This window comes from Polyangium sp. 6x1 (assembly GCF_029946515.1).
Taxonomy (GTDB): Bacteria; Myxococcota_A; Polyangia; order Polyangiales; family Polyangiaceae; genus Polyangium.
This window is the reverse complement of sequence record NZ_JARZHH010000051.1, coordinates 43,542-68,318: the sequence shown is the minus strand read 5'-3', so window position 1 is coordinate 68,318 and position 24,777 is coordinate 43,542. Positions and strand designations below refer to the sequence as shown.

19 protein-coding genes are annotated in these 24,777 nt (G+C 68.2%); 8 read left to right on the top strand and 11 right to left on the bottom strand.

What is annotated here, in order from left to right; translation table 11 throughout:
* Positions 1-227 precede the first annotated feature (227 nt).
* Positions 228-1,322 (top strand): aldo/keto reductase, encoded by a 1,095-nt coding sequence (locus QHF85_RS35375; protein WP_281331809.1) that lies wholly within the window; start codon positions 228-230, stop codon positions 1,320-1,322.
* A gap of 27 nt (positions 1,323-1,349) precedes the next feature.
* Here QHF85_RS35375 and QHF85_RS35370 read toward each other — a convergent pair whose 3' ends face one another.
* Complete coding sequence (locus tag QHF85_RS35370) at positions 1,350-3,491, bottom strand: hypothetical protein (RefSeq protein WP_281331808.1); 2,142 nt, start codon at positions 3,489-3,491, stop codon at positions 1,350-1,352.
* Positions 3,492-3,562: 71 nt separating this feature from the next.
* Positions 3,563-4,333, bottom strand: a complete 771-nt coding sequence (locus QHF85_RS35365; RefSeq protein WP_281331807.1) for a hypothetical protein — start codon at positions 4,331-4,333, stop codon at positions 3,563-3,565.
* Between the two features lie 27 nt (positions 4,334-4,360).
* Between QHF85_RS35365 and QHF85_RS35360 the strand changes: the two genes are divergently transcribed.
* Positions 4,361-4,546 (top strand): hypothetical protein, encoded by a 186-nt coding sequence (locus QHF85_RS35360; RefSeq protein ID WP_281331806.1) that lies wholly within the window; start codon positions 4,361-4,363, stop codon positions 4,544-4,546.
* A 219-nt stretch (positions 4,547-4,765) separates the two neighbouring features.
* Here the strand turns inward: QHF85_RS35360 and QHF85_RS35355 are convergent, their stop codons facing one another.
* On the bottom strand, positions 4,766-5,629 hold the full coding sequence (locus QHF85_RS35355) for a CPBP family intramembrane glutamic endopeptidase (protein WP_281331805.1): 864 nt from the start codon (positions 5,627-5,629) through the stop codon (positions 4,766-4,768).
* Between the two features lie 412 nt (positions 5,630-6,041).
* On the opposite strand from QHF85_RS35355, the gene QHF85_RS35350 reads away from it, so the two are divergent.
* The gene (locus QHF85_RS35350) at positions 6,042-6,896 is read left to right on the top strand and encodes a hypothetical protein (protein WP_281331804.1); all 855 of its coding nucleotides are present in this window, start codon (positions 6,042-6,044) and stop codon (positions 6,894-6,896) included.
* A 352-nt stretch (positions 6,897-7,248) separates the two neighbouring features.
* Here the strand turns inward: QHF85_RS35350 and QHF85_RS35345 are convergent, their stop codons facing one another.
* The gene (locus tag QHF85_RS35345; RefSeq protein ID WP_281331803.1) at positions 7,249-8,106 is read right to left on the bottom strand and encodes an HAD family hydrolase; all 858 of its coding nucleotides are present in this window, start codon (positions 8,104-8,106) and stop codon (positions 7,249-7,251) included.
* Positions 8,107-8,120: 14 nt separating this feature from the next.
* On the bottom strand, positions 8,121-9,293 hold the full coding sequence (locus QHF85_RS35340) for a 6-phosphofructokinase (protein ID WP_281331802.1): 1,173 nt from the start codon (positions 9,291-9,293) through the stop codon (positions 8,121-8,123).
* Positions 9,294-9,588: 295 nt separating this feature from the next.
* Here QHF85_RS35340 and QHF85_RS35335 point away from each other — a divergent pair, with 295 nt between their 5' ends.
* The gene (locus QHF85_RS35335; protein WP_281331801.1) at positions 9,589-10,161 is read left to right on the top strand and encodes a hypothetical protein; all 573 of its coding nucleotides are present in this window, start codon (positions 9,589-9,591) and stop codon (positions 10,159-10,161) included.
* A gap of 46 nt (positions 10,162-10,207) precedes the next feature.
* Positions 10,208-10,903, top strand: coding sequence for an OmpA family protein (locus tag QHF85_RS35330; RefSeq protein ID WP_281331800.1), 696 nt, complete (start codon positions 10,208-10,210; stop codon positions 10,901-10,903).
* 25 nt (positions 10,904-10,928) lie between these two features.
* Here QHF85_RS35330 and QHF85_RS35325 read toward each other — a convergent pair whose 3' ends face one another.
* Entirely contained in the window at positions 10,929-11,489 is a 561-nt protein-coding gene (locus tag QHF85_RS35325) for an XRE family transcriptional regulator (RefSeq protein ID WP_281331799.1), read from the bottom strand.
* A gap of 219 nt (positions 11,490-11,708) precedes the next feature.
* Here QHF85_RS35325 and QHF85_RS35320 point away from each other — a divergent pair, with 219 nt between their 5' ends.
* Positions 11,709-12,533: a mechanosensitive ion channel family protein gene (locus QHF85_RS35320; protein WP_281331798.1), complete on the top strand. Its 825-nt coding sequence runs from the start codon at positions 11,709-11,711 to the stop codon at positions 12,531-12,533.
* Positions 12,534-12,537: 4 nt separating this feature from the next.
* On the opposite strand, the gene QHF85_RS35315 is transcribed toward QHF85_RS35320, so the two are convergent.
* From QHF85_RS35315 to QHF85_RS35305, 3 genes are read right to left on the bottom strand one after another with little or no spacing between them, the layout of a single operon-like run.
* A complete protein-coding gene (locus QHF85_RS35315) occupies positions 12,538-14,616 on the bottom strand; it encodes a hypothetical protein (protein WP_281331797.1) in 2,079 nt (692 codons plus the stop codon).
* A 40-nt stretch (positions 14,617-14,656) separates the two neighbouring features.
* Positions 14,657-15,628, bottom strand: coding sequence for an aldo/keto reductase (locus QHF85_RS35310; protein ID WP_281331796.1), 972 nt, complete (start codon positions 15,626-15,628; stop codon positions 14,657-14,659).
* A 47-nt stretch (positions 15,629-15,675) separates the two neighbouring features.
* Positions 15,676-18,018, bottom strand: coding sequence for a DNA polymerase II (locus QHF85_RS35305; RefSeq protein WP_281331795.1), 2,343 nt, complete (start codon positions 18,016-18,018; stop codon positions 15,676-15,678).
* A 233-nt stretch (positions 18,019-18,251) separates the two neighbouring features.
* On the opposite strand from QHF85_RS35305, the gene QHF85_RS35300 reads away from it, so the two are divergent.
* Both QHF85_RS35300 and QHF85_RS35295 read left to right on the top strand, forming a co-directional pair.
* A complete protein-coding gene (locus QHF85_RS35300; RefSeq protein ID WP_281331794.1) occupies positions 18,252-19,877 on the top strand; it encodes a TldD/PmbA family protein in 1,626 nt (541 codons plus the stop codon).
* 9 nt (positions 19,878-19,886) lie between these two features.
* The gene (locus QHF85_RS35295; protein ID WP_281331793.1) at positions 19,887-21,215 is read left to right on the top strand and encodes a TldD/PmbA family protein; all 1,329 of its coding nucleotides are present in this window, start codon (positions 19,887-19,889) and stop codon (positions 21,213-21,215) included.
* Between the two features lie 165 nt (positions 21,216-21,380).
* Here QHF85_RS35295 and QHF85_RS35290 read toward each other — a convergent pair whose 3' ends face one another.
* Both QHF85_RS35290 and QHF85_RS35285 read right to left on the bottom strand, forming a co-directional pair.
* Positions 21,381-22,886 (bottom strand): MXAN_6577-like cysteine-rich protein, encoded by a 1,506-nt coding sequence (locus QHF85_RS35290; protein ID WP_281331792.1) that lies wholly within the window; start codon positions 22,884-22,886, stop codon positions 21,381-21,383.
* A gap of 209 nt (positions 22,887-23,095) precedes the next feature.
* Positions 23,096-24,724 (bottom strand): S8 family serine peptidase, encoded by a 1,629-nt coding sequence (locus QHF85_RS35285; protein WP_281331791.1) that lies wholly within the window; start codon positions 24,722-24,724, stop codon positions 23,096-23,098.
* Positions 24,725-24,777 lie beyond the last annotated feature (53 nt).

Below are 24,777 nucleotides of genomic sequence, written 5' to 3'. Positions count from 1 at the left end.
GCGTCTTCTCAGGGACGACATGCAATGCCGATGAGCACCTCGCGTGCCATGGAGGAGGTGTCCGTTTCTTCCGACGTTTCATCCGCTCGAGCGGATGGACTTCTGGAGAACCCGTGACCCTTCATGGCTGCCCGTGAAATATGCTGGGCCGTGGTGCTTCCGTGCGCGCGACTTGACGGGCAGCCCGGAAGGCGGGAGCGTGCCCGCGCACGAAAGGACAGGCCTGCATGACGTCACCGATCAAGAGCCTCGCTGATTATTCGCTCCTCGGCCGGAGCGGTTTGCGTGTCTCGCCGCTCTGCCTCGGCACCATGACCTTCGGCAACCAGTGGGGCTGGGGCGCCGATCACGAGACCTCCCACGCCGTCTTCCGCCGCTACCTCGAAGCCGGCGGCAACTTCATCGACACGGCCGATCTCTACACGAACGGCCACAGCGAAGAGCTGCTCGGGCAGTTCATGAAGGAAGCAGGCAACCGTGATCGCCTCGTCGTCGCGACGAAATTCACGTTCAACGCCTTCCCCGGCGATCCGAACGCCGGCGGCAATGGTCGGAAGAACATCCTGCGCGCGCTCGAAGGCTCGCTCCGCCGCCTGCAGACGGATTACATCGATCTCTACTGGCTGCATGCGTGGGATACGATGACGCCGATCGAAGAGGTCCTCCGCACCTTCGACGCGCTCGTGCGCTCGGGCAAAGTCCGGTACATCGGCCTCTCGGACACGCCCGCGTGGTACGCGGCGCGCATGCAGACGATCGCCGAGCTCCGCGGCTTCGAGCACGTCGCGGCGCTTCAGCTCGAATACTCGCTCATCGAGCGCAACATCGAGCGCGAGCACATCCCCGTGGCGCTGGAGCTCGGCATGGGCGTCTGCCCGTGGAGCCCGCTGTCGAGCGGCCTTCTCACGGGCAAATACAAGCGAAACGAAGTCGGAGGCGCCGAGGGCGAAGGGCGGCTCGCGACCGTGAAGAACAGCGCGAACCCGCTGTTTCAACGGTTCACCGAGCGAAACTTCCGTATCGTCGACGAGCTCCTCTCGGTCGCGAAGGAGCTCGGCAAGAGCCCCGCGCAGGTCGCGGTCAACTGGGTGACGAAGCGGCCGGGCGTGACGTCGACGATTCTCGGCGCGACGAAGGTGACGCAGCTCGAGGACAACCTCGCCGCGCTCGAATTCGAGATCCCCGGGGAGCTGCGGAGCAGGCTCGAAGAGGTGAGCCGCCCGGAGCTCGTCTTCCCTTACGTGTTCTTCCAGCCCGGCATGCAGATGGGTTTGTCGGGCGGCGTCCCGGTGCGCCGGGAGCCGCCCTGGTTCCGGGGCTGATTCAGCAGGCGGAAAGGAGCGCGGGCCTCACTTCGGCGTGGGGGCCGCGCACCGGTTGTTGATGCACAAAGAGCCGGGCGCGCAGCAGTTCGCCGCGGTCTCGCAGCTCTCGCCCTCCTGCGCGCATTCGTTCGCGGGCGGCGGCACGCAGACGAGCTCCTTCGTGCCGTCGCCGTCGACGTCGGCCGGGCGGCAGACGTTGCCATTGCAGCAGGAGGCGGCCGACTCGCAAGGCTGGTTGAGGTCCTTGCAGGGCTCGAGCGCCGCGAACGCGCGCATGTTGCCGGCCTCGAGCTCCTGACCGGGCAGGTAAAACGCGGGGTGGCTCGGATCGGGTTTGCCCTGGGAATCGATGTCGATCGCGGCCACCCAGAGCTTCTTGCGCGGGCTCGGGGTCTCGGCGCCATTCTCGAACCGGCCCCACTTCTTGTCGCCGTCCGGCACCGTGCCGCCGGGGCCGATCGTGTTGCCATAGACGCGGCGGCTCGTGAAGAAGACCCAGTAATACCCGCCGACCGGGACGGGCAAAATGGTGGGCTCGTAGTTCAGCCGCGCCTCCTCGGCCTCGCCGAACGGCAGATAGAACTGCCCATTCTCGTCATAGCCGTTCAGCGCCGCGAGCTTGTTCACCGCCTTCGAGGCCGTCTCGACCAGGAGGACCTCGCCAAACGAAGGCGTCGCCCCGTAGCCCGCCGTGTCGAAGCGATCGCCCGCGTGGTAGAGCACCGCGCCGCCGTCGGGCGTGAAGCTCGGCCAGCCGACGATGCCCGAGGGGACCGTGACGAGCTCCGTGATGGCCGAAAACGACGGCGGCGACTGCGCGAGGTCGACGTCCATCATGGCGAGGGTTCGTCCGGGCGTGACGTCGTACCAGGAGAACGCGAGGTGTTTGCCATCGGGCGAGAACGTCGGCGTGAGCGCGTATTTGACGGCATTCGTGAACGACGAGGCCCCCACGTCGGCGCCCGTCTTCGTATCGAGGAGCCGCGAGGGGTAATCCCCGGCCAAACCACGCACGGGCGAGCCGCCCGCCGGGATGCCGTTCGTGACCATCCACGTCCCGTCGGGCGTGAGGCCACCAAACGAGAACTTGCGGCCGTCGTTGTCGAGGTACCGCTGCGACGCGGTGCCGTCCTGCGTGAGATCGTAAGTCGCGCTGTCGAGCGGGTTGTCGACGGTCCAGTTGACGCCCGCCGCGAGCACGTTCCCGTTCGCACTGACGGAATGGCAAACATTGCAGCCGCCGAGCAAGACCTCCGCATTCGAGCCCGGCTTGATGCGCATCACCGCGCCGCCATTCGCGAGTTTCGAGACGTAGGTGTTGTAATAAACGATGCCGCTCAGGCTCCCCTGCGCGATGCGCCACGATTGCGTGACGGGCCCGGTCGCGACGCCGCCTGCGAGCCTCGTGGCGGTGACCGTGACCATGTCGCTCGGGCCGGCGCTCTGCGTGACGCCCTTCCACACGGCCTGCGGCAGCTCCACCCGCGCGGGGGCCGAGGCGCCGAAGTACCCCTTGTATTCGAAGTCGCCGACGTTGATCTTCACGAGCACGGCATCCGCATTGCCGGCGAGCTGGAGCGTGGGCGCCGTGAGGCCACGGGGAAAGACGGTCTTGTCGTACGGATAAAGCCACCGGAAGGTTGGGTCCGCATTGCCGCCGGTGTCGAGCTTCGTCTGATCGTCGGGCGAGAGACTGCCGGCATTCTCGGCGATCTTCACGCGCACGGTGACGGTCGTGCTCGCCTCGAGCTGTCCGGCCTTCGCCGTGACCTTCGCCTTGCCGGCCACGAAGCCACCGGAAGCAAAGACACCGTCGGCGCCAATGGTTCCTACGGTGACATCGTCGAGGAACCAATCGACGGCGCCGGGGATCGACCCGTCGGTGAGCTTCGCGCTGAAGGGGAGCGAGCCGGGGACGCCGGCCACGTCGAGGATCGGGTCCAGGGGCTCGATCACGAGCGACTGTTCGCCGCCGTCGAAATTGATGAAACCACCCCCGTCGCCGCCCGAGCCGCCGCCGCCGGACGACGAGCCGCCGTCCGGGGCCTGTGCGCCGCTGCCCGCGGCGCCGCCGCTCGTATCGCCGCCACCGCCGCACGCGGCGATCGCGCACGCAGAGGAGACCGCGGTCGCGAGGAAAAGAAACCAGAGCCTGTCACGCGTCATGAAGGAACCTCCGAAGCCACCTGGATCGGTGATGTTACCAGATGTCCGGGGCGATTCCGATTGGGACGACGTTAGAAAAAACCGAACGTGAGCCCGCCCTGCGCGGCGAGGCCCACGGAATCGAGGACACGCATGTAGACGGGCCCGGCGTGGGCGAAGAGGCCCAAACGTCCGCCGCTCCGGGCCCAGCCGAAGCGCGTGACCTCGCCGAGCGAGAACTGGAGCTCGGCGCCGACGCGGCCCCCGTGCCCCGCATTCAGGCCGACGATGCCCGCGATGGGATAATACCCGTACCCGGCGAACGGGACGATCGAGAGAATCTTGGCCGGATCGAAGCGATAACGAACCTCGCCGCCGATCGAGCCCGCGCCGATCATCGCGCTGAGGCCAAAGGAGAATCGACCGAACTGCGGCCCGGTGAAGATCTCGAACCCGCCGAGCCCGGCCGTGACGGGCGCGCGGCGAATGGCGCCGGCGCTGATGCGGGCGACGAAGACCCACGTGGAATCGGCCGGAGGGCCATACCCGAGGTGCGGCTTCGCCGGATTGACGAGGGGCAGCGGGTCGATCGCCTCGGCGGGGGCCTGGCCGAGGGGAGGAAGGAGGAGCGCATAAGGAGCGCCCGATTCGATCGGCGCATTCGGGAGCGTGAGGCGGTAGGTGGCGCCCTCGCCGGGCCCGAGGTCCTCTTCGCCCTCGACGACGGAGGCGCCCTCGAGGGCGATCCTCGGCCGCGAGAGGGGCGTTTTGCCGTCGGGGCCGAGGAAGCCGAGCTCGATTGTCTCGGGCTCGACGTGGAGGCGCGCCGTTCCCTCGTTGACCACGCGCACGTCGACACGCATATTCGCGCCCCGTCGCCAGTACGGGGCATGAATACGCTCGACGCGGGCCGAGACGCCGCCGCCGCGCATGTGGAGGCCAGCGTTCGGGCGTGGTTCGAGGGCGCGGGAGCCGACGCGATCGCAGGCAGCGGTGGAGAGAAGGAGCGCGAAGAGAAGAGAAGCGGCGGACGGTCGGGGGGGGAGCGGGCGATCCTCGGGCACGGCGCAGGCTAGCACGACTCCGCCGACGTGTTCCTACGACCGTTGGCCCCGTCCTCGCCACGGTGTGGGTCGGAAGGTCGCACCAAGAGGATGCGCGCGGCGTCTCCCGCGGCGGGCCCGCCACGTTTGCCATGCGGCGTAAACCGCAATGACCCTTCCGCAATGACGCTCGTATCCGTACTACAGATACTGCACCGCAGCGGCGCGAGCGGGAAATCTTCTTTCGTCACGTCAGGCTCCTTTCGCCATCAGTGGAGCCAGTACGTGCAACACGATGTCGGCGCTGAAGTGGGCGAGGATCGCCATCTCCAGCCCGCGCTTCCAGTACAGCCAGCCGAACGCCAGTCCGGCGATGGAGTTGAGCAGCACGGTGCGTGCGACGACAACCGCGTCGAGCCCCCAGACCTGGTGCGCGGCGGGCAGGTGGCCCGCGCCGAACAGCAGCGCTGCAATGGCTATCGCGATCCAGTAGACGCGCGGCGACGGCATGGCCTTGCGCAGCACCGCGACCAACCACACCATCAGCGTCATCAGGAACAGGCGCAGTTGCAGTTCCTCGGCGATGCCGCCGTAAAACGAAGCGAGGAAACCGTTCAGCGCCGATTGTCCGGCACCGGATTTCGCCGGCGGGTGCAGCATCGGCGGCAGGAACGGATCGATCACCACGGACAGGGCGACGACCGCAAGCGCGGCGGCAACGCCGAGCAGGATCGCCTGCAGCGGCCGCTGCGCGATGACCAGCGGCTCGCGGTTGATCCAGCGTTGCAGCAGCGGCGCGCCGAGGCCGACGCGACGGCCCATGCGCAGGCCGGCCAGCGACGTCAGTCCCATCAGGATCAACGCCTGCAGCGACTGTGCGACGATCAACACCGGGATCGGCACCGGCAGCTTTGCGAACTTGTCCGGCATCAGCTGCACCAGGTACGGGACCAGCGCGGCCACGGCCAGCGCCGAAACCACGCCGAGCAGCACGGCGATCTTCAGGTCGGGCTTCCACGGGGCGGTGGAAGCGGGCAGAGGGGTCGTGGGGGCCTTCATTGCTCCGTGCGCATAAGACGAATAAACCAGGATTTCCGCCTCCTCGGCGCGTAGCATGCTTCCCGTGCGGCGGCCAACGATATGCTCATGAACCATTCGGAGACCCGCTTGCTGCCCTGGGGCTCCCCGTTCTCCGTCTTGGGCTCGATGTCATCTGCCCGAACAGCGATAGCTGTTCAATGCCGGTGTCTTCAACGTCGCAGGAGCTGGCTCCACCGCCAGAGCCGACGGACAGACCCGTCAATCCCAGCCTCGCCTCACGCCCGCCGGATATCGTGACCCCCGCGCCCAAAACCCCCCTGCCCACCGCGACCCCATCAACACCCGCCGCGATCCCGTCGCCCACCCTCGCGACCCCGTCTCGAGCCACCGCGATCCCGTTTTTGGTGATCGGAAACACCTACCTCCCCCACCCCCTCAGCGTTTTTCACGCTTTCCTTCAGGATCCCCCGCGGATACGTTGGCAAGCATGACCACATCCACCCCCACCTACACCTGGGCCTCCGTCCTCGCGATGGTGCCCGCGCCTACCCAGGAAGAGGCGGACCGTTATGTCAGTGAGCATCCGAATGCCGACTTGATGGAGCGGGGCTCGCAAATCCGCAGCGAAAAGATCCTCACCGACCTCGTCAGGTTCGGCGGCCTCCTCGGCGAGTTCTGGCCCAAGGCCACGCCCGCGCACAAGCGACACCTCCTCGGGTTCTCCGAGCCGCTCCTCAAGGTCTTCGTGCATGAAGGAAAGAAGCTCGCCGACATGGTGGCCCAATTCGACGGAGCCGCGGACGCTCGCGAGGCGAGCCGCGCCGCCGCCATTGCCGTCGCCGACCAGGCCTATCGAGAGGGAATGGACGAGCGCGAGCGCCTCGTCACCGCGCTCGACGGCGTTTCACACCTCGAACCGGGGCTCGACGAGCGCATCACGAGAGCGACCGGCCGCGTCACCGATTTCGCGACGCTCGCCCAATCCCTCACATCCCTCGTCAAGGTCGCGAAGGACATCCGGCAGAACCCCATGTCGAAGGCGGCAAAGCAGCTCGAGGACGGCGGGCTCGACGCCACGCAGATCATGACGTTCGAGGACACGGCCGCGAAGGTGAAATCCACCGGCGAGCTCGCGTCCGGCGCGCGAACCAAGGGTCAGATCACGCAGGCCGATCTCGACCTGCAAGACGGCATGTGCCTCTCCCTGATGGATCGCGTGATGAAGGTATTCAATCGCGCGCACGAACGGGACCCGTCGATCCCGAGGCTCACGCCCATCGCCACGCGGAGGATGTTCGTTTCGAGCCGGAAGCGCGAGACGGACGTGCCCACGCAGGGCTGAAGGCAGGCGGAGCATTGGTTTCATCGGGGGAGGCGCTGCGCTGGGGCTTTGCCCCAGGCCCCAGGGGGGGCTATCCGCCCCCTCCACCCCGGACCAGCGCAAGCGCTGGACTCGGGGTCGATGAACTGCGCAATGCGCAGTTCATCGAACAGCCGGGTCAAGACCAGCGACGGTGCTGCCAACGAAGACAGCAGCGCTGCTGGTTCAGCCGGCGATGCGGTACCAGCGGCGGCCTGTGGGAAGAACTGCGCATCGCGCAGTTCTTCCCCAAATGGTCCAGGGCTGGCCCTGGTTCGGGTCGAGGGGCGAACAGCCCCCGCGGGGTCCGGGGCAGAGCCCTGGCGCGGCGCCGTCAGCCTGCGATCCCGACCCGCGCGAGGATCCGCCCGAGCTCGTCCCCGTGGCTCGCGCGTGCGCCGAGCGATTCGAGCAGCGCGACCTCGTGCGCTGCGGGCACGCGCGGGCCTGTGACCATGTGCACCTGCATTCCGAGTGCGATCGGCAGCGCGAGGTCGAGCTCGTAGATGTCCCCGCAGACGAGAACCTCCTCGGGCGCGACGTTCGTCTTTTGCAGGATCTTCGCGAGCGTCTCCCAGTAGCGGCCGCGCCGTGAATACACGGGGCGTTCGAGGCCTGGAAGGCGGACCTCCGCGGGCACCCGGGAGAAGCGCGCGTCCTCGGTCTCGGGCTCGGCTACCACGTATTTGCGCGCGTCGCCGTGCACCTCGATCTTCGAGAGCCCCTCGGGCCCCAGCGTCCGGAGCTTCCTCAGCGCCGCGTCCGCGCGCGCGTTCGTCACGACGAATGTCGGCAGCCCCGACGCCGCGAGCGCCTCGAGGACCTCCTTCGCGCGCGGCCGGAACGCGGTCAGCGTGCGCTCGTAGGCGAGGTGATACAGGACCGTCAACACGGCCGTGCGGGTCGCTTCGCCGCGCAGGACGCCGTACTTCTCGAAGAGGAGCTGCGCGATGGTCGTCGAGCGGATGTACGGATCAGCCCCGGCGGGCGCGACGATACGCCCGTCGTGGATCCAGCCGTAACGGCCGGGATTTCGCGTGATCTCGGCGGCGCGCTCTTCCCAGGCGGCGACATCTTCTCGACCGAGGAGATCGAAGACCGCGTCCCGGTACACCTCCACGAAGGGCGCGGCTTCACGCTCGACGTCGGTGAACGTCCCGTCGAAATCGAGGACGATGCATTTCGTTGCCACGCAAAAACCTCCGCTCAGAGACTGGTCTTCTCGCTCGTGAAGTTGTCCCGGATCCACGTGGAGAAGCCGGGGATCTGGAGCCGCGCGAGCAGCGGCAGGAAGGCTCGCTCCACGCGGTCTTCCCGCGCGACGAGGTGGAACGGGCGCACGCCGACGTCGTTCGATGCGAGCACGAACGGCATGACCTCCGTCTGGCCCTCCTCGAACGCGTCGAAGAGCAGTGACGCCTTGACGTAGGCCGCCGAGATCTCCAGGAACGCGGGCCGCACGCCGCGCAGGTAACGGCTGAACGGCTCGGCGATCACGCGCTTCTGCGCCGAGTCGACGAGCCCCGCCGCCTCGAGCTGCCGCCGCAAAAACTCGCTCGCGCTCGCGCCCGGCATCTCCCGCGCGCGCCGCTCGCGCTCGTAGCCCTCGGCCACCACGACGAGCGCGTAGTCGGCGCGCGACAGCGCTGCGGCGGTCTCGCGCAGCACGGCGTCCGGGAACTGGAAGAACGGCAGCACGATGAGGTGCGCGCGCGCCGCCACGCCGCAGTGCAGCGCGTGCCGGCCGCTCCGGTTGCCCATCATCTCGAGCAGGTAGATCCGCTTGTGCGTGTAGGCGTCCTCGTAGAGCCCGCGCGCGATCGTCGCGCCTGCCTCGACGCCCGAGAGGAAGCCGATCGCGCGATCGCCCGCGAGATCGTTGTCGATCGAGACGTTCATGAACCCCGTGGGCATCCGCGGGTTCATCTCGGCGAGTAGCGCGCGCAGGCCCTCGAACGTGCCATTGCCGCCCACGCCGACGAGGTGGGTAAATCCCTGGGTTCGCAGCGTGTCTGCGGCGGCGCGGCGGTTCTGCGCGTCGTGGAAGCCGAGGTACCGCTCGCTGCGGAAGTCGCTCCCGGCGTCGAGGACGCGGCGGCCCATGCTGCGGGCTGGGATGCCCTTGGCGAGCAGGGCGTAGCGCTCGCGACGGCTCACGATGAGCCGCTCGAAGCGCGGCTCGTTCGTCGCGTCGGCCGTGAGCGAGCGGAAGCCCTCCGTCGCGGCCCAGACCTCGTAGCCGCGGCGTGAAGCCTCCTCGGTGAGCGCGACGGCGACCGACGCGTATCCCGGCGCGTTTCCGCCATCGAACACGAGGAGCAGGCGCCGCTCCGAGGGCGGCATCGCGGCAGGCGTCCCGAACTCCACGAGGTTCGTCATGCGGAGGCGCGTACCACGAACGGGGGGTGTGTTGGAAGATCGACCGGCGCGGATCGAGCCGATCGCGCCTCTCGCGAATCGTGTCGTGGTCCACGTGGCGCTCGGGAACTCCCGTCCCCTCGGGGCAAAGGTGAGGACCGCATCCGATTTCCTCGTCGAAATGGTGCGGCTCTTCCCGACATTCGCTGCGTTGATGACGGTAGGAGATCCTGGTAAGTGATCTTATCGCTCGAATGCGAGAGAATCATGATCTTTTCGAGACGAGGCCGTGTATTCTGCTCCCGGAGGTGACGACTTGAAACGACGAATGTTCTTGCCGCTCTTCGTCCTGGCCCTCGGGCTCGCCGGTTGCGGCGACGATGTGGCCTCCGAGGAAGACGCGCGCCGCGCCTACGAAAGCCTCGACAAGTCGATCGACAAGGCCATGCAGCTCGGCTTCCAGGGCTTCAATGCCGCGTCGAGCGCGAACATCGATCCGCAGACGAGCAATGGTGACAGGACGGGCACCATCACCATCGGCGGTAAGGTGGATCAGGGCTCGTCGACCAACAAAACCATGACCCTGAACGAGACCTTGAAGGATTACTCCGACGACGGCGAGGTTACGTACAACACCTCCGGCACGGGGCCGGTCCTCGACCTGAAGCTCGAAGGCATTCCCGACGGCACGATCAAAGGCACGCTCAACGGCTCGTTCACCATGTCGGGCGCGCTCGAAGGCAGCGTGACGCTGAACCTCACGATCAACGGCGAGCTCCAGCCCACGATGGCCGATCCGATGAAAATCGAGCGCAAGCCGGGGACGACGAAGATCACCGGGAAAGCGACGAGCGATTACGGCGAATACGCCGTGAACCTCACCCGCTGACGATTTTCCTTTCCCGCCCCGCCCTCCCAAGCGCATCGTTCCATCCGTGCGCTCGCCTCGTTTTCTCGCCTTCCTCCTCGTCTTCGCCGCGCTCGGATCCGGGTGCGGCGGGACGACCCCGCCACCCGAGCCGCCGCCCGTGGACCTCACGGCCCCCCCGAAGGCGTCGCCTGCGCCCTCCGCGGTCGCTGCGGCCGAGGATCCGCCCGAGCCCGAGCCCGAGCCCGAACCCGAACCCGCGCCCGAGCCCCGCCATCCCGCGGAAAACCCCGGCCCCTCGCCATGGCTCGCCGGGCCCACGAGCCCCGGATCGTTCGCGCTCGAAGGCGGCCGGCTCGTCGTCAAGGAGCCCATCGAGTTCGACACGGGCAAGGACAGCCTCAAGCCCACGAGCGGACCGGCCCTCGATTTCGTGACCGCGTTCCTTCAGGCCAAACCCGACGTCACGCTCCTCCGCATCGAGGGGCACTCCGACAGCCTCGGCAGCGCGCCCCTGAACCTCGAGCTCTCGGGCCGCCGCGCGCTCTCCCTCGCTCGTGCGCTCGCCGCGCGCGGCGTCGATTGCAGGCGGCTCCTCGCCGTCGGGTTCGGCGAGGTGAAGCCCATCGCCGACAACCGCACCGAGGAGGGGCGCAGGCAAAACCGGCGCATGGAATTCGTCGTGGCCGCGCTCAAAGGCCGGGCCGTGATGGGCATGCCGGTCGACGGTGGCGGGCGCGTCGCGGGGGATGCCTGTCAATGACGAGGTTTGGCCGGTAAACCGAACGTCAATCGCCCCGCGCCAGCACCACGACCGAGTAGCCGACCGCCGGGACACGGCCCGGGTTGTGGTACGAGTGCCGCTGATCGCCGCGGAACACCACGACGTCGCCCTCGGCGACCTGGAACCGCTCGCCCGCGACGACGAGCTGCATCTCGCCCGCCTCGACCGTGAGGTATTCGCGCGTGCCCGGCGTGTGCGGGACGCCCGTCATCCGGCCCGAGGGGGCGATCTCGATGCGATCGATCTCCATGCCGGGAATGGCGTCCGGCAAGAGCTTCCGAACCAGGGCTTGCCCCGGCGTGCGCACGGGCAAGGTCCCGCGGGCGTAATGGCGTGCGGCGCTGCGCGGAGCGCTCAAAAGCTCTTCGATCGACACCTGGAGCGCGGACGCGGCGCGGTTCAGGACCGCGAGCGTCGGGTTCGCCTCGCCCGACTCGAGGTGCGCCCACGTCGCGCGCGGCACCCCGCCGAGCTTGGCCATCTGCTGCTGCGTGAGCCCCCGCGCCTCGCGGAGCTGCTTGACGTTCTTCGCGAGCCTGCCCGCGAGATCCCGATCCCCATCCATGGGCCGGAAGCAGAGCAGATTCCAACCCCTTGGCGCAAGCTCCAACCACGTGACAGCCGCGCCGACGTTCCCTGAGGACAGGTGCCATCACCTCGGGTTGCGAGGTGATGCCTCGCCGCCTCGGATCGAGGCCACTCGCAAATCCAAATCGAGCGCTTGTGAAGGCAAGTCGCCCCGGATACGTTCCCGGCACAAGGATTGCTGGCGGGGAGAACCATCATGAACGAAACGATTCAAAAGTACATCGATCTGGCCGTTCAGATCGGCATGAACGTGGGCTTGAAGATCCTCGGGGCGATCGTCCTCTGGATCGTCGGCCGGATCGTGGTCCGCGCGGTGCTCGGCATCCTCGACCGCAGCCTCCGGGCGCGGAAGATCGACGACACGGTCACCAAGTACATGGGCTCGGTGGCGGGCGTCCTGCTCAACATCCTGCTCATTCTCTCGGTGCTCAGCGTCTTCGGCATCGAGACGACGACGTTCGCCGGCCTGCTCGCGGCGGCGGGCGTCGCGATCGGCGTCGCGTGGTCGGGCCTGCTCTCGAACCTCGCGTCGGGCGTCTTCATGATCGTGCTCCGTCCCTTCAAGGTCGGCGATTACGTGATCGCGGGCGGCGTCGAGGGCACGGTGCATTCGATTGGCCTCTTCGTCACGGCGATCGACACGCCCGACAACGTCCGGACCTTCGTGGGCAACGGCAAGATCTTCGGCGACACGATCAAGAACTTCTCGGAGAACCCCTACCGCCGTGTGGAGCTCGTCGCGCAGCTCTCGGGCCAGGCCGACGTGCACAAGGCCATCGCGGTGCTGAAGGAGAAGCTCAAGACGATCCCGAACGTCGCGAAGACGCCGGCGCCGGACGTCGAGCTGCTCACGTTCACGCTCGCCGGCCCCGTGCTCGCCGTGCGGCCGTATTGCCACACGAACCATTACTGGGGCGTGTACTTCGCGACGAACGAGATCATCAACGACGAAATCGGCAAGCTCGGCTTCCCCGCACCCGCGAACCCCGTGCTCCTCACGGGAAACAAGAACGCGGCCTGATTGCTCACGGCGCTTTCGCCTTCGCCCCCACGCGCGCTCGCGATAGCCAGAACGTGACGTTCGGGCTGTCGCGGCGACCGGGCGGCATGTTTTGCCGGTCGTAGATCACGAGCGGCACCTCCCCCTGCATCACGACCTCCGCGCCGAGCTTTTGCCGGAGATCGCTGCACGTCCCCGCATAAGCCTCCTCCTCTGCTTTTCCGGACCAACACGGCAGGCCCTCGTAGAGGTACAGGCAGGCGGGCGGATCACGCAGCACCTCTTCGAGCGTCCGATCGACCTTCCCTTCGGGGCTCACCCCCGGGGCGAACGCGGGGACGACACGATAACGATCCTGGCCGCGATCCCGCCCGCCCGCGCGCTCGCCCATGCGGGCGAACCGGAGGTCCTTCGCCTGCGCGTCCGCGCCGACGTACTCGATCACCGTGCAGCCCTCGGGCACGATCTCGCGGGCGTTCTGCACGAACGCGTGCTCCCGCATTTCGGTGAAACCGACATCCTCGATCCAACCGCGATGCAGGAGCGGCGCCGCGAGGAGCGCCCCGCACGCGACGAAAACCCCCGCGCGCCTCCGCTCCCAGAGCCACGGCACCGCGATCGCGCCGAGGAGGAGAAACGGCACGACGAGGTGCATGTGATATCGCGGGCGCATCGTCGGCTCCATGACGAAGGCATGGGCGATCGTGAAGATCGCGAGCCAGCCGAGGAGGAACACGACGAGCCTGCGTTCGCCCGCCCGATAGCCGAGGATCGCCCCCGCGACGGCGAGCACCAAGAGCAAAGGCGGCGTCACGCGCGGGTCGGTGAGCACGAAGAGGTGCGGCACGAGGATCGCCTGTCCCACGTCGAGGAGCCAGCGAGGCTCGAGGAGGGCCGCGCGCACGGGAGCGTCGTTCGTTCGAAGGAACGTCGGAAACACGACGATGCCCATGCCAAGGATCGCGAGGCCCCCGATCACGCGCCGCGACCTCGGCGCGGTCTCCGGGTGCAGCGAGACGACGGCGGCCATGTAGACGACGATGAACAGGATGTTCAGCGGCCGGAGCAGGTAGCCCGTGTACAGCGCGGCCGGCAGGCAAGCGATCGCGACCATCCGGAAGACGCGCGACGAGTCGCGGAGCCACGCGTGGATGAGCGCGAACGAGAGCGAGGTGATCACGAGCGAGGGGACGAATGCGTCCTCGCAGCGCGAAAAGCGGATGTGCTGCGGCAAAAACGCGATGGCGAACGCGGCGAAGAGGCCGGCGCGTGGATCACGCAGGAGGTACGTCGCGTGCCCGAAGAGCACGAGCGGCATCGCGGCGGCGTATCCGAAGTTCGTCCAGGAGATGACGTCGGTCAGGTAAAACGGGCCGCCGGCGCGCGCCGCGGCCGCTTCGAGGAGAGGCCCCTCGGCCACCGCGCGCACGTTGGGCCACAAACGACTCCAGGGCCAGGCGCCGAGGAACGAGACCGGCGAGAGCCAGAGCCTCGTCGCCGCGCCGAGCACGATGATGCAGACGAGCGCCGCGCGTATCCAAGGAGGCTCGCCCCGCGTGAGCCGCGCCGCGATCACCGCGGCGAGGACGACGAACGCGGCGAGCACGGCGATCCCGTCGAGATCCCCCCATTGGCCCGACGCGAACGCCGTGGCGATCCGCTGGGTCGGGCGTACGGACTTGCTCGAGCTCGGGGTCGGCTCGATCCAGAGGCCGCCGTGATCATTTCGCGCGAGGGCTTCGAGCAGCGTCGTGACCGCCTTTTCGGCCGCGGGATCACCCGTGGGATCCCGCAAGGCCACGAAGCTCGACGAGCGCGGGGCCTCGGCGCGCGCGGCCGTGTCTTCCGGATGAACGAGGGAGAGCCGCGCCTCACGCCCCTTTGGCTCGCGCAGGCCGACGACGATCCGTTGCTGCTCGATGGAGACGTTCCAGAGCGCAAACCCCGCGTCGATCTCCTTGCCGAGGGTGAACGGGGCGAAGAGCGCGAGCACATCCTTCTCGCGCCCGCCGGGGAGCATGTATGGGTGCGCGAAGGCGCGCGGCGCCCACACGACGAGCGCGAGGACGAACAGCAGGAAGGACAGGGCTCGGCGGAGCGTCACGGGGCGAGCGTACTCGATCCCGGCTCCGCCGTAGCGTCAGTCACCACGCATAAGCTTCCGGCGCGGCGCCGCCGGGGCCGGGGAAGATCTCGTCGAGCTTCTTCAGGGTCGCCTCGTCGAGCTTCAGATCGAGCGCGCGCACCGTGCCGTCGAGCTGCTCGATCGTACGTGGACCAATGATCGGCCCGGTCACGACGGGCTGCGCGAGCAGCCAGGCGAGCCCGACGTCGGCAGCGGGCTTGCCGAGATCGGCCGCGAGCGCCTCGAACCGCTCGAGTTTTTCGCGGTATTTGGCGAGGTTCTTCTGCGCGAAATCGGTGGCGAGCCGCCCTTCTTTTTCCTTCTTGAGGGCGCCGCCGAGGATGCCGCCCTTGAGCGGGCTCCACGGGATGAGGCCGAGGCCGTAATTCTGGCAGGCCGGGATCACTTCGAGCTCGATCGTGCGATCGATCAGGTTGTAGAGGCTCTGCTCGGAGACGAGCCCCAGGAAATGGCGGCGTTTCGCGGCCTCGTTCGCCTGCGCGATGTGCCAGCCCGCGAAGTTCGACGAGCCCACGTAGACCACCTTGCCCTGCTGGACGAGGACGTCCATCGCTTGCCAGATCTCGTCCCACGGCGCGTCGCGATCGACGTGGTGCATCTGGTAGAGGTCGATGTGATCGGTCTTCAACCGCTGGAGCGACTCCTCGCACGCCTGCCGGATGTGCAGCGCCGAGAGGCGCGACGTATTCGGCCAGTCGCCCATGCCGCCGTAGACCTTCGTCGCGATCACGGTCTTCTCGCGGCGCCCGCCTCCCTGGGCGAACCAGCGGCCAATGATCTGCTCCGTCCAGCCCTCGCCCTTCTTCCAGCCGTACACGTTGGCCGTGTCGAAGAAGTTGATCCCGAGCTCGAGGGCGCGATCCATGATGCGGAACGAGTCCTCCTCGCTCGTCTGGGGGCCGAAATTCATCGTGCCGAGGCAAAGTCGGCTGACCTTGAGGGCCGTGCGGCCGAGTCGAGTGTATTGCATGGCGCGGCACGATACTCTCCGCGCCCGCGCCTGTCACCCGGCGCGATTCAGAAGAGAGAGAGCTGGCGGCGAGCGCCCGTGACGTCGTCGAAATCGCGCCCGCCCGAGAGGCGCAGCACCGCGTCGGCGATCGGCTTGATCTGGTGCTCCACGTAATGCTCGTGATCCAATGGGGACGAACGTGCGCTCGTGGGCTCGGGGCCGTTTTTCGTGACCACGTAGGAGACGACGCGGCCGGCGTCCGCGCCGAGCCTGCGCGCCGCCTTTACGTGAGGCGGCGTGGTCTTCGTGTACGCTTCGAGCGGCTTGCGCAGCGCTTTGCGGTAGACGAGCTCGGCGTCGAAACGGCCCGCCCGGAGGTCCTCGACGAACGCGAGGACGAACGGCTCCACGGGGCGATCGTGAAAGACGCGATCCAAAAGCTCGCGCTGGAACCTGCGCGCGATGGCGCTCGTGTCGCGACGGACCGCTTCGAGGCCGACGATCTCGACCTCGCCGTCTCCGCTCGGGCGATACACGAGCCCCGCGTACCGTTTCTTGCTGCCCTCGGCGCGGCCGCGCATCTCGGGCAGGAAAAACCGCGCGTACATCTTCGCGAATGCGAGGTCGAGGTGACTCTGCACGGAGAACGAGCGCTCGATCGCCTGATCGACCTCGGCGGCGATGTGCGCGCGGAGCACGTCCGCATACGCCGCGGCTTTCTCCGGATCGGGCTCGCCCACGTCGACGAAGAGCGAGTCGGTGTCGCCATAAAGCACGCGATGTCCCGGGCGCGACGAGGCGGCGCGGGCCGCGACGCGGATCACCCATTGCCCCGCGAGCGGGATCGCGCTCGCGACGGGCGGCGAGAACAGGCGCGACGCGGGGGATCCGAGCACGCCGTAGAGCGAGTTCATGAGGATCTTGATGGCCTGCGCGCGCCGCTCGTCGCCGCTCCGCCGCGCCTCCTGTCGCTCCGCGCCGAGCCGCGCCACGAGATCGGGCAGGATGCCCGGCTCGTCCCGCCGGAACGTCGCGCCGCCGGGGACCTGGATGACGCTCGGATCCCCGAGGTTGCCCTCGCCCGCGAAGGTCATCGGGTCGATGTTGAAGGTGCGGATGAGGCTCGGATACAGGCTCTTGAAGTCGTAGACGAGGACGTTCCGGAAAAACCCGGGTTTCCCATCGAGGACGAGGCCGCCGGCGAGTGGGGTCGCTTCGAGATCGTCGCCACGGACGACCGAGGGCGCGACGCGGCCGCGGCTCCGGACCTCGCCGAGGTAGAGCGAGTCCACGGCGGCGATCTGCGAGCCGACCCGATCGGGCGGCATGCCCGTGAGCAGGCTGCGCTCGACGGCGAGCTCGACGAGGCCGAGCTTTTGCACGATCTCCAGAACGAGCCGGGCGTCTTCGAGGTTGTAGGCCGCGAGCGCGGCGGGGTCGTCGCGAAAGGCCGTCTCGATGGCGTCGCCACGTCCTTCGGGGCCAAACAGTTTTCCGCGGCCGAGGATCGCGCGCGCCGCGGTCTCCAGGCGATAGTCGTCGAGCCGCACGAACGCGCCGCGCACGAGCGCGAGCCCGTCGAGCACGACACGGCCGGGGACGAACGCGCGCGCCTCGCGGGTGAAGCCGGGATCACGGCGGATCGTGGGGTTGCCCGCGGCGCGGCCGAGCGAGCACGCGAGGCGCGCGCGGCGGGCGAACGTGACGAGCTGGGGGAGGTCGAAATCGGGTAAGCTCCAACCCGTGAGCACGTCGGGGTCGGCCTTTTGGACGTGCTCGAAAAACGCGGCGAGCATGGAGCGTTCGTCGGGGAAAATATCTACGTATGTGGCGAAGTTCGTCGTGGCGCGATCGTGCACGAGGAAGACACGCTCGCCGCCTTGGCCCGCGGACGCGATGGAGAAGAGGCGCGCGCCGTCGAAGCTCGTCTCGATGTCGAACGAGAGCACGGAGAGGCGCGGGACGAACGAGGCCGGCTCGATGCGCGGGTTCACGTAGACGCGCCCCACGCCGCGGCGGCGCTCGAAGGGGCCCTCGACGGAGAAGGCGCCGCGGATGCCGTGATCGACGAGGAAACGCTGCACGAAGCGCACGTCCGCTTCGAGCGGGATCACGCCGCTCGCGCCGAGCGAAGCGCGCAGCGAGGCGAGGCGCTCGGGGTTCGGGGCGTCGATTCGCAAGACGGGATCTCCGGCGAACGAGACGAAGGGCGTTTCGGAGAGGCGCTCGCCCGCGACGCGGCGCGCCACGGCCTCGTCCCGGGCGCGCACGAAGAAATACGGTCGCTCCTGATCGTGCACGAGCAGCGCGGGCTCGCCGCACGCGAGGACGGCATAAAGGTGCACCTCGGTCCGATCGTCGTGGATCCGGTAGGTCGGGGTCAGGATGAATCCGCGCTCGGCCTTCACACGCGTCGTCCCGGAGCGTCTACCTCGTTAGACGGTACGAGGCTGTAGAGCACGGCGACCCATTGGTTGCAAGCGGCAGGCCGTGCCGCGCTGCGGCATGAAGTCATGAATCGAAGTTCCCGGACGAACCACCCGGACGGAGCCGTCGAAACCCGGCTGCCTGTTGAATCCGCGTGCTCGGCTGTGGACGTGGGTGTATCGTCGTGACCGTACTTTCACCTGGAGCTCGGACGATGGGCCACGATCTTCGCATCAACCGGCGGCAATTCATCGAGATGGGGGCATCGAGCATCGCGGCCGCCTCGGCGAGCGGGTTCTTGCTCGGCTGCGCGGGGCAGGCGCTCGAAAAACCCACCACGGCCGCAGTCGTGCCCTCGGCCGACGCGCCGCGGGTCTCGTATTTCAGCCGGTTCGGCGTGGACGAGGGGATGATCCGGGACGCGCTCGCGGAGGCGCTGTCGCGCGGCGCCGATCACGCGGACCTCTTCTTCCAGCACCGCGTCACCAATGGATTGCAGCTCGAGGACGGCGAGGTGAACCGCGCGTACACGCGCGTCGAGCTCGGCGTGGGCGTGCGCGTGGTGCGCGGCGATCAGACGGGCTACGCGTATACGGAGGAGCTCACGCGCGAGGCGATCAAGCGCGCGGCGCAGACGGCGGCGGCGGTCGCGGACGGGCCGGCGCGGCCCGGGCCGACGGTGCTCGCGGTCGGGGCGGCCCTGCCGCAGAGGTACGCGCTCGACGTGCCCTGGGACGGCATCAAGCCCGCGCAGAAGCTCCCGATCCTCGACGGCGTGAACGCGGCGGTCTTCAAGGCGGATGGCCGCATCAAGAAGGTGAGCGTCTCGTTCATGGACGAGGCGGGGGCGATCCTCATCGCCGACAGCCAGGGCAGGCTCGTCGAGGATTTCCAGCCGATGACGACGCTCTACGTCTCGTGTGTCGCCGAGCAAGGCGGCCGCAAGGAGACGAACGGCTACAACGTGGCGGGCCGGCGGGGGTTCGATTTTTATTCGGCCGAGACCGTGGGCCGCGTGGTGCGCGAGGCGGTCGCGCGGACGACCGTGCTCTTCGACGCGGTCCCCGCGCCTGCCGGGGAGATGCCCGTCGTGCTCGGGGCCGGCTCGTCGGGCATCCTGCTGCACGAGGCGATCGGCCACGGCATGGAGGCCGATTTCAATCGCAAGGGCGTCTCGATCTACGCGGACAAGATCGGCAAGCCCATCGCCAAACCGTTCGTGAACATCGTCGACGACGCGGCGCAGCCCTATGCGCGCGGCGCGATCAACGTCGACGACGAGGGCAACCCCGCGGGCACGACGACGCTCGTCGATCGGGGCGTCCTCGCGACGTACATGCACGACTCCATCTCGGCGAAACACTACGGCCTGAAGCCCACGGGCAACGGCCGGCGGCAGAGCTACCAGCACCCGCCGATGCCGCGCATGCGGGCGACGTACATGCTGCCCGGGCCGCACGAGCACGACGAGATCGTGGCCTCGGTCAAGCGCGGCATCTACTGCCAGAGTTTCTCCAACGGCCAGGTGCAGATCGGCGCCGGCGATTTCACGTTTTACGTGAAGAACGGCTTCCTCATCGAGGACGGCAAGCTCACGCGGCCGATCAAGGACGTGAACATCATCGGCAACGGCCCCAAGGTGCTCGAGCGCATCGACATGGTCGGCAAGGACCTCGTCATCGACGAGGGCGGCTGGACCTGCGGCAAGGACGTGCAGAGCGTGCCCGTTTCGCAGGGCATTCCCACGGTGCGCGTCTCCTCGATCACGGTCGGGGGCCAGGGGGGAACCCCCTCTGCGCCGACCAAGGGCCAGGGCGACAAGGCGAGCGCGAAGGGCTGAGGGAGCGTCATGACGAACGAAGCCATGCTGGAAATTGCCAGGAACGCCGTTTCTCTCGCCAAACAGAAAGGCGCGGCGGAGGTCGCGGCCCTCGCGCGCGTGAAGCGCGAGGTCGACGTGACGTGGCGCGACGGCAAGCTGGAGAAGATCACGGAGGCGACGAGCCGCGGGCTCGACGTGCGGCTCTTCGTCGACGGGCGGTACTCGGTCTGCTCGACGAGTGATCTGCGCCCCGAGGGGCTCGCGTCGTTCCTGGACAACGCCATCGGCCTCACGCGGACGCTGGCGAAGGATCCGAACCGGAGCCTGCCGGACCCTGCGCTGTATGCGAAGACGGCGCCGGAAGACCTCTCGATCGCCGATCCGCGGGTCGAGAGCATCACCGCGCTCGACCTGCGCCGCACGGCGCAGGCCACGGAGGAGGCGGCGCGGTCCGTCAAGGGGAGCGAGGCGATCCTGAGCGTCAGCACGAACGGCTACCATTCGTGGAACCAGACGACGCAGGTGCATTCGAATGGGCTCGAAGCGAGCTTCGCGGGCACGGAGTTCTCGATCTCGGCCGACGTGAGCATCAAGGACGACGACGGGCGTCGGCCCGAGGAGGGCGACTACGGCTATGTACGGATGTACGCGGACCTGCCCGACGCGGCCGCCGTGGGGCGCCGCGCGACGGAGCGGGCGCTCGGACGGCGGGGCGCCAAGAAGGCCCCGTCGGCCGTGATGACGGTGCTCATCGACAACCGCGCCGCGGGGCGCTTCGTGAGTTACTTGCTCCGCCCGCTCACCGGGGCCGCGCTGCAGCAGAAGCGCTCGTTCCTCGAAGGGCTCGTGGGCAAACCGTTCGGCAGCGACAAACTCGATTTCGCGGACGAGCCGCTCCTGCCGAAGGGGCTCGGCACGCGGCCGTTCGATAACGAGGGCCTGGCCGCGCGGCGGATGCCCATTTTTGAAAAGGGCGTCCTCAAGAACCCTTACATCGACACGTATTACGGCAAGAAGCTCGGCATGGCGCCGACCACGGGCAGCTCGACGAACCTCACCTGGAAGCTCGGGAGCAAGACGCAGGCCGCGCTCGCGCTCGACGTGAAAGAGGGTTTGCTCGTCACGTCGTTCCTCGGCGGAAACTCGAACGACGCGACCGGCGATTTCTCGCTCGGCGTGCAGGGCTTCGTGATCCGCGGAGGAAAGATCGCCGAGCCGATCGCCGAGATGAACATCGCCGGCCGCCACATCGACGTGTGGAAGCGCCTCGTCGCCGTCGGCAATGATCCCTTCGTCCATTCGTCGGGCCGCGCCCCGACGCTCGTCTTCGAAGGCATGCAGGTCGCGGGGACCTGAGCCGCCACGAACATCGATCGGTTCGACAACCGCTCGATGTTCGTGGCTCGTTCGTCCCGAGGGGGACGCCTCGCGTCCCCCTCTCGGCCAGGCGAAGCCCGGCCGATTCACCCCCCGAGGGAAGATCGCTTCGCGATCTTCCAGAGCATCGAACTGTTCGATGCTCTAGTTGTTCGGCGCCCCGGCGCAGATCCAGTTCGCCACCGTGGTGATCTGCGGCGAAGGCAGCATCCCAAGCTTGGGCATCTTCGTCCCCGAGCAAAGATCGACGTTCATCATCTTGTCGATGAGGTAGCTCTGCGCAGGGTCGCTGGGCTGGACGAGCTTGCGTCCGTCATTGCATTGCGTCGCGGTGACGCCGACGAGCCCGGCATACGCCTTTCCGACGCTCAGATCGAGCCCTTCCTGCGCGTTCACCCCCTTGTGGCAGCCGGCGGAAGCGCAGTTCGCGGTGAAGATGGGCTGGACGTCGGCGGCGAACGAGACGCTCCCGCTGCCGCACGTGCAGGTCCCGCCCGCGCACGTTTGCCCGGCCGCGCACGTGTTGCCGCAGGCGCCGCAGTTGTTCGGATCGGTCTGCGTATCGACGCACACGCCGCCGCAAGAGGCGCCTCCGCCGGGGCAAGCGCACGCGCCGTCGAGGCACGTCGTGCCCGCCGCGCATACCTTGCCGCACGCCCCGCAATTCGCCGGATCCGTGGTCGTGTTGATGCAGGTGCCATTGCAAGCCGAGGTCCCTGCCGGGCACGTGCACATGCCGGCGACGCACGAGGCGCCGGCCGCGCAGGCGTTCCCGCACGCGCCGCAGTTCGTCACGCTCGTGCTCGTATCCACGCAGGATGCGCCGCACGTCTCGAGCATCCCGCAACTCGCGAGGCACGCGCCGCCATTGCAGACCTTCCCCGCGCCGCAGACATTGCCGCACGTACCGCAGTTCATCGGGTCCGACGTCGTGTCCACGCATTGCCCATTGCATGCTTCGAGCCCGCCCGGGCAAGCGCATTGCCCTCCCGCGCAGAGCGAGCCTTGCGGACAGGGTTTGTCGCAGCCGCCGCAGTTCGCAACGTCGACGGACGTGTCCACGCAGGCGTCCCCGCACGCCGTGAGCGCCCCGCTGCACGCGCACGCGCCCGTGGCGCACGCGGCCCCGGGCGGACAAACCTTCCCGCAGGCCCCGCAGTTCGAGGGATCGGCGGCGAGATCGACGCAGCTCGCGCCGCCGCACGTCTCGCACGACGGCGCGTCGGTGCCGCCGTCGGGCTCGCTGCCCTCGGGGAGCCCGGCGATCCAGGACTCGATGCACGCGATCTCCTCGGCCGGCAGGGCGCCGGTGGGCGGCATGCGGAGACCGCAGCGGGGCATCGCCAGCTTCATTTTCTCGATCAGGAACGATTGCTCGGGGTTGCCCGGCGCCACGAGGACCTTGTTTTCGCACGTGCCCGAGGGCACGCCGACGAGCCGCGTCTCGACTCCCGGCGACGCGAGGTCGAGGAAGGCCGCGGGCTCGACGGAGGCATGACATCCCTGTTGTGAACAGGACCGCGCAAAGACGGTCTCCTGAATGGATGCCAGGTCCGGCGTGCACGTGGTTCCGGACGTGGGCTGCGTGCCCGTCCCGGAGCAAGCCGAGGCGAACGCGGCCGCGGACGCCGCGAACGAGACGAGGATCAACCAAGGAAAAGCTCGACGTCCTGATTTTGCGAAAGTCATGGCCAAACCCTATCCAAAGAGCTCGGCCTTTGTAAATATTCAAATCATGTGGAAGCACCATGTACCAGGGAATGGCACCAGGTCGCAGGATTGTGAAATGGGAGGAGAGGCGGGAAATGGCAGGGGACGAGCGGGGATCCAAGCCTGCCGGATCCCCGCTGTTCAGAGGCTCACTTGCAGATCTTCTTGCCCTTGACGCCGCAGGTGCCCGAGCAGCACTCCGAGCCGGTCGAGCAGGTCGCGCCGGACGCGCCGCAGGTGGGCCCGCCGCCGCCACTGTCGCTGAGCAGGGCGTCGAGCGCGTTCTTCGCGCGCACGAGGCCATAACCGAAGTTCACGTCGCGGCCGGCCGCGCCGAGATCCTCCGCCGTCGAGGTGAGCGCATTGCGGACGTCGGCATTCGTCGCCGTCGGCTTCTGGCTCCAGATGAGCGCGGCGACGGCCGAGACGTGCGGCGTCGCCATCGAGGTGCCGTCCCACGCCTCGTAGCCCGTGCCCGGGATCGTCTGGATCGTGTTCAGCGTGGCGCTCGCGCCGAGCGAGCCGGCGACGAGGGCCTGGCCGTCCTCCATGCTCATGCTGATGGCCGGGATCGCGCTCGTGCCATTGAGCGTGCCCGCGAACGCGCCGGAGACGTTGTTGTAAATGACCGCGCCCGCGGCGCCGCCGGCCTGCGCGTTGTTGACCTTGTCGGCGAAGCTGACCACGCCGCGCTGGCAAAGCACGACCTTGCCCGCCCACGAGCCGACCGAATCACACAGGCCGCCGTCGACGAGCGCGCCCGAGACGGACTTCGCCGCCGCGCCGTCGATGATCGACCCTCCATACGCGCCCGAGCCCACGGTGAGGGTCGGCGTCGTCCACGGCACGGTCGAGAGGACGCCCACGCCCGGCGCCGCGATCTCGACGTCGGCATTGTATTGCGAGAAGTCCGCCTTGGCCTTCGCCGAATCGACGGCCGCGACGGACATGACGGACGGATACCCGGCCGGATACGAGGTCCTGTTGTTGCCGCCGTTGCCCGCCGCCGCGATGCTGAGGACGCCCGCGGCGTTGGCGCTTTCGAACGCGGTCTTCTCCGTGGTGCTGGAGAAGCTGCCGCCGAGGCTCATGCTCACGACCTTCGCGCCCGCGCTCCGGCATTCGTTCAGCGCGGCGACGAGGTCCGAGGAGTACGACCAGGCGCAATCGGCGCCGTCGAAGACCTTCACGATGTGGAGCGAGACGTTGTTCGGCGCGACGCCGACGACGCCCTGCGCATTGTTCACCGCGGCGATCGTGCCGGCGACGTGCGTGCCGTGACCGCAGGAGTCCGAGTTCCACGAGGTGCCGCTCTGGCCCGTGACGGGCAGGCCCTGGAGATCGGCGTGGCCGGCGTAGAAGCCCGAATCGATGATGCAGACCTTGGTGCTGCCGCTCGCACCCGCGAAGGCGGCGTCGGTCGCCTGCACCATCGAAATGCCGTACGGCGTCGTCTGGCCGTAGAGCTCGCGGGGCTGATCGACCTCGACGTACTCGACGTTCGGGTTGTTCGCCATGGCCAGGGCCGCCGCGTCGGGCAGGTACACGGCGCTCGCCGCCTGCTCGGGCAGCTCCCGCGCGACCTTGCCGCCCGCGGCCGCGATCGCCGCGCCACGCCGCGAGTAATCCTTGAACTTGATGATGTAGCGGCCCTCCGCCGAGAGGGCGGCCGGAGCGGCGCCCACGTCCTCCCCGCCTTCGTCCGCGCCGATGGCGCAAGCCGCGAGGCCGAGCGAAGCAATCACGAGCGCGAGGGAAGAACGAAGATGGTGCGTCATGTCGGTTCCTTCCGGGATATGAAATGATGGGCGTCGCCGATCGAAATACGACG

Bases quoted from the DNA above. Each gene is read 5' to 3' on its own strand.
- QHF85_RS35375 (WP_281331809.1), top strand. From the start codon at position 228: ATGACGTCACCGATCAAGAGCCTCGCTGATTATTCGCTCCTCGGCCGG.
- QHF85_RS35370 (WP_281331808.1), bottom strand. From the start codon at position 3,491: ATGACGCGTGACAGGCTCTGGTTTCTTTTCCTCGCGACCGCGGTCTCC.
- QHF85_RS35365 (WP_281331807.1), bottom strand. From the start codon at position 4,333: ATGCGTGTCGACGTGCGCGTGGTCAACGAGGGAACGGCGCGCCTCCAC.
- QHF85_RS35360 (WP_281331806.1), top strand. From the start codon at position 4,361: ATGAATACGCTCGACGCGGGCCGAGACGCCGCCGCCGCGCATGTGGAG.
- QHF85_RS35355 (WP_281331805.1), bottom strand. From the start codon at position 5,629: ATGCTACGCGCCGAGGAGGCGGAAATCCTGGTTTATTCGTCTTATGCG.
- QHF85_RS35350 (WP_281331804.1), top strand. From the start codon at position 6,042: ATGACCACATCCACCCCCACCTACACCTGGGCCTCCGTCCTCGCGATG.
- QHF85_RS35340 (WP_281331802.1), bottom strand. From the start codon at position 9,293: ATGACGAACCTCGTGGAGTTCGGGACGCCTGCCGCGATGCCGCCCTCG.
- QHF85_RS35325 (WP_281331799.1), bottom strand. From the start codon at position 11,489: ATGGATGGGGATCGGGATCTCGCGGGCAGGCTCGCGAAGAACGTCAAG.
- QHF85_RS35320 (WP_281331798.1), top strand. From the start codon at position 11,709: ATGAACGAAACGATTCAAAAGTACATCGATCTGGCCGTTCAGATCGGC.
- QHF85_RS35310 (WP_281331796.1), bottom strand. From the start codon at position 15,628: ATGCAATACACTCGACTCGGCCGCACGGCCCTCAAGGTCAGCCGACTT.
- QHF85_RS35300 (WP_281331794.1), top strand. From the start codon at position 18,252: ATGGGCCACGATCTTCGCATCAACCGGCGGCAATTCATCGAGATGGGG.
- QHF85_RS35295 (WP_281331793.1), top strand. From the start codon at position 19,887: ATGACGAACGAAGCCATGCTGGAAATTGCCAGGAACGCCGTTTCTCTC.
- QHF85_RS35285 (WP_281331791.1), bottom strand. From the start codon at position 24,724: ATGACGCACCATCTTCGTTCTTCCCTCGCGCTCGTGATTGCTTCGCTC.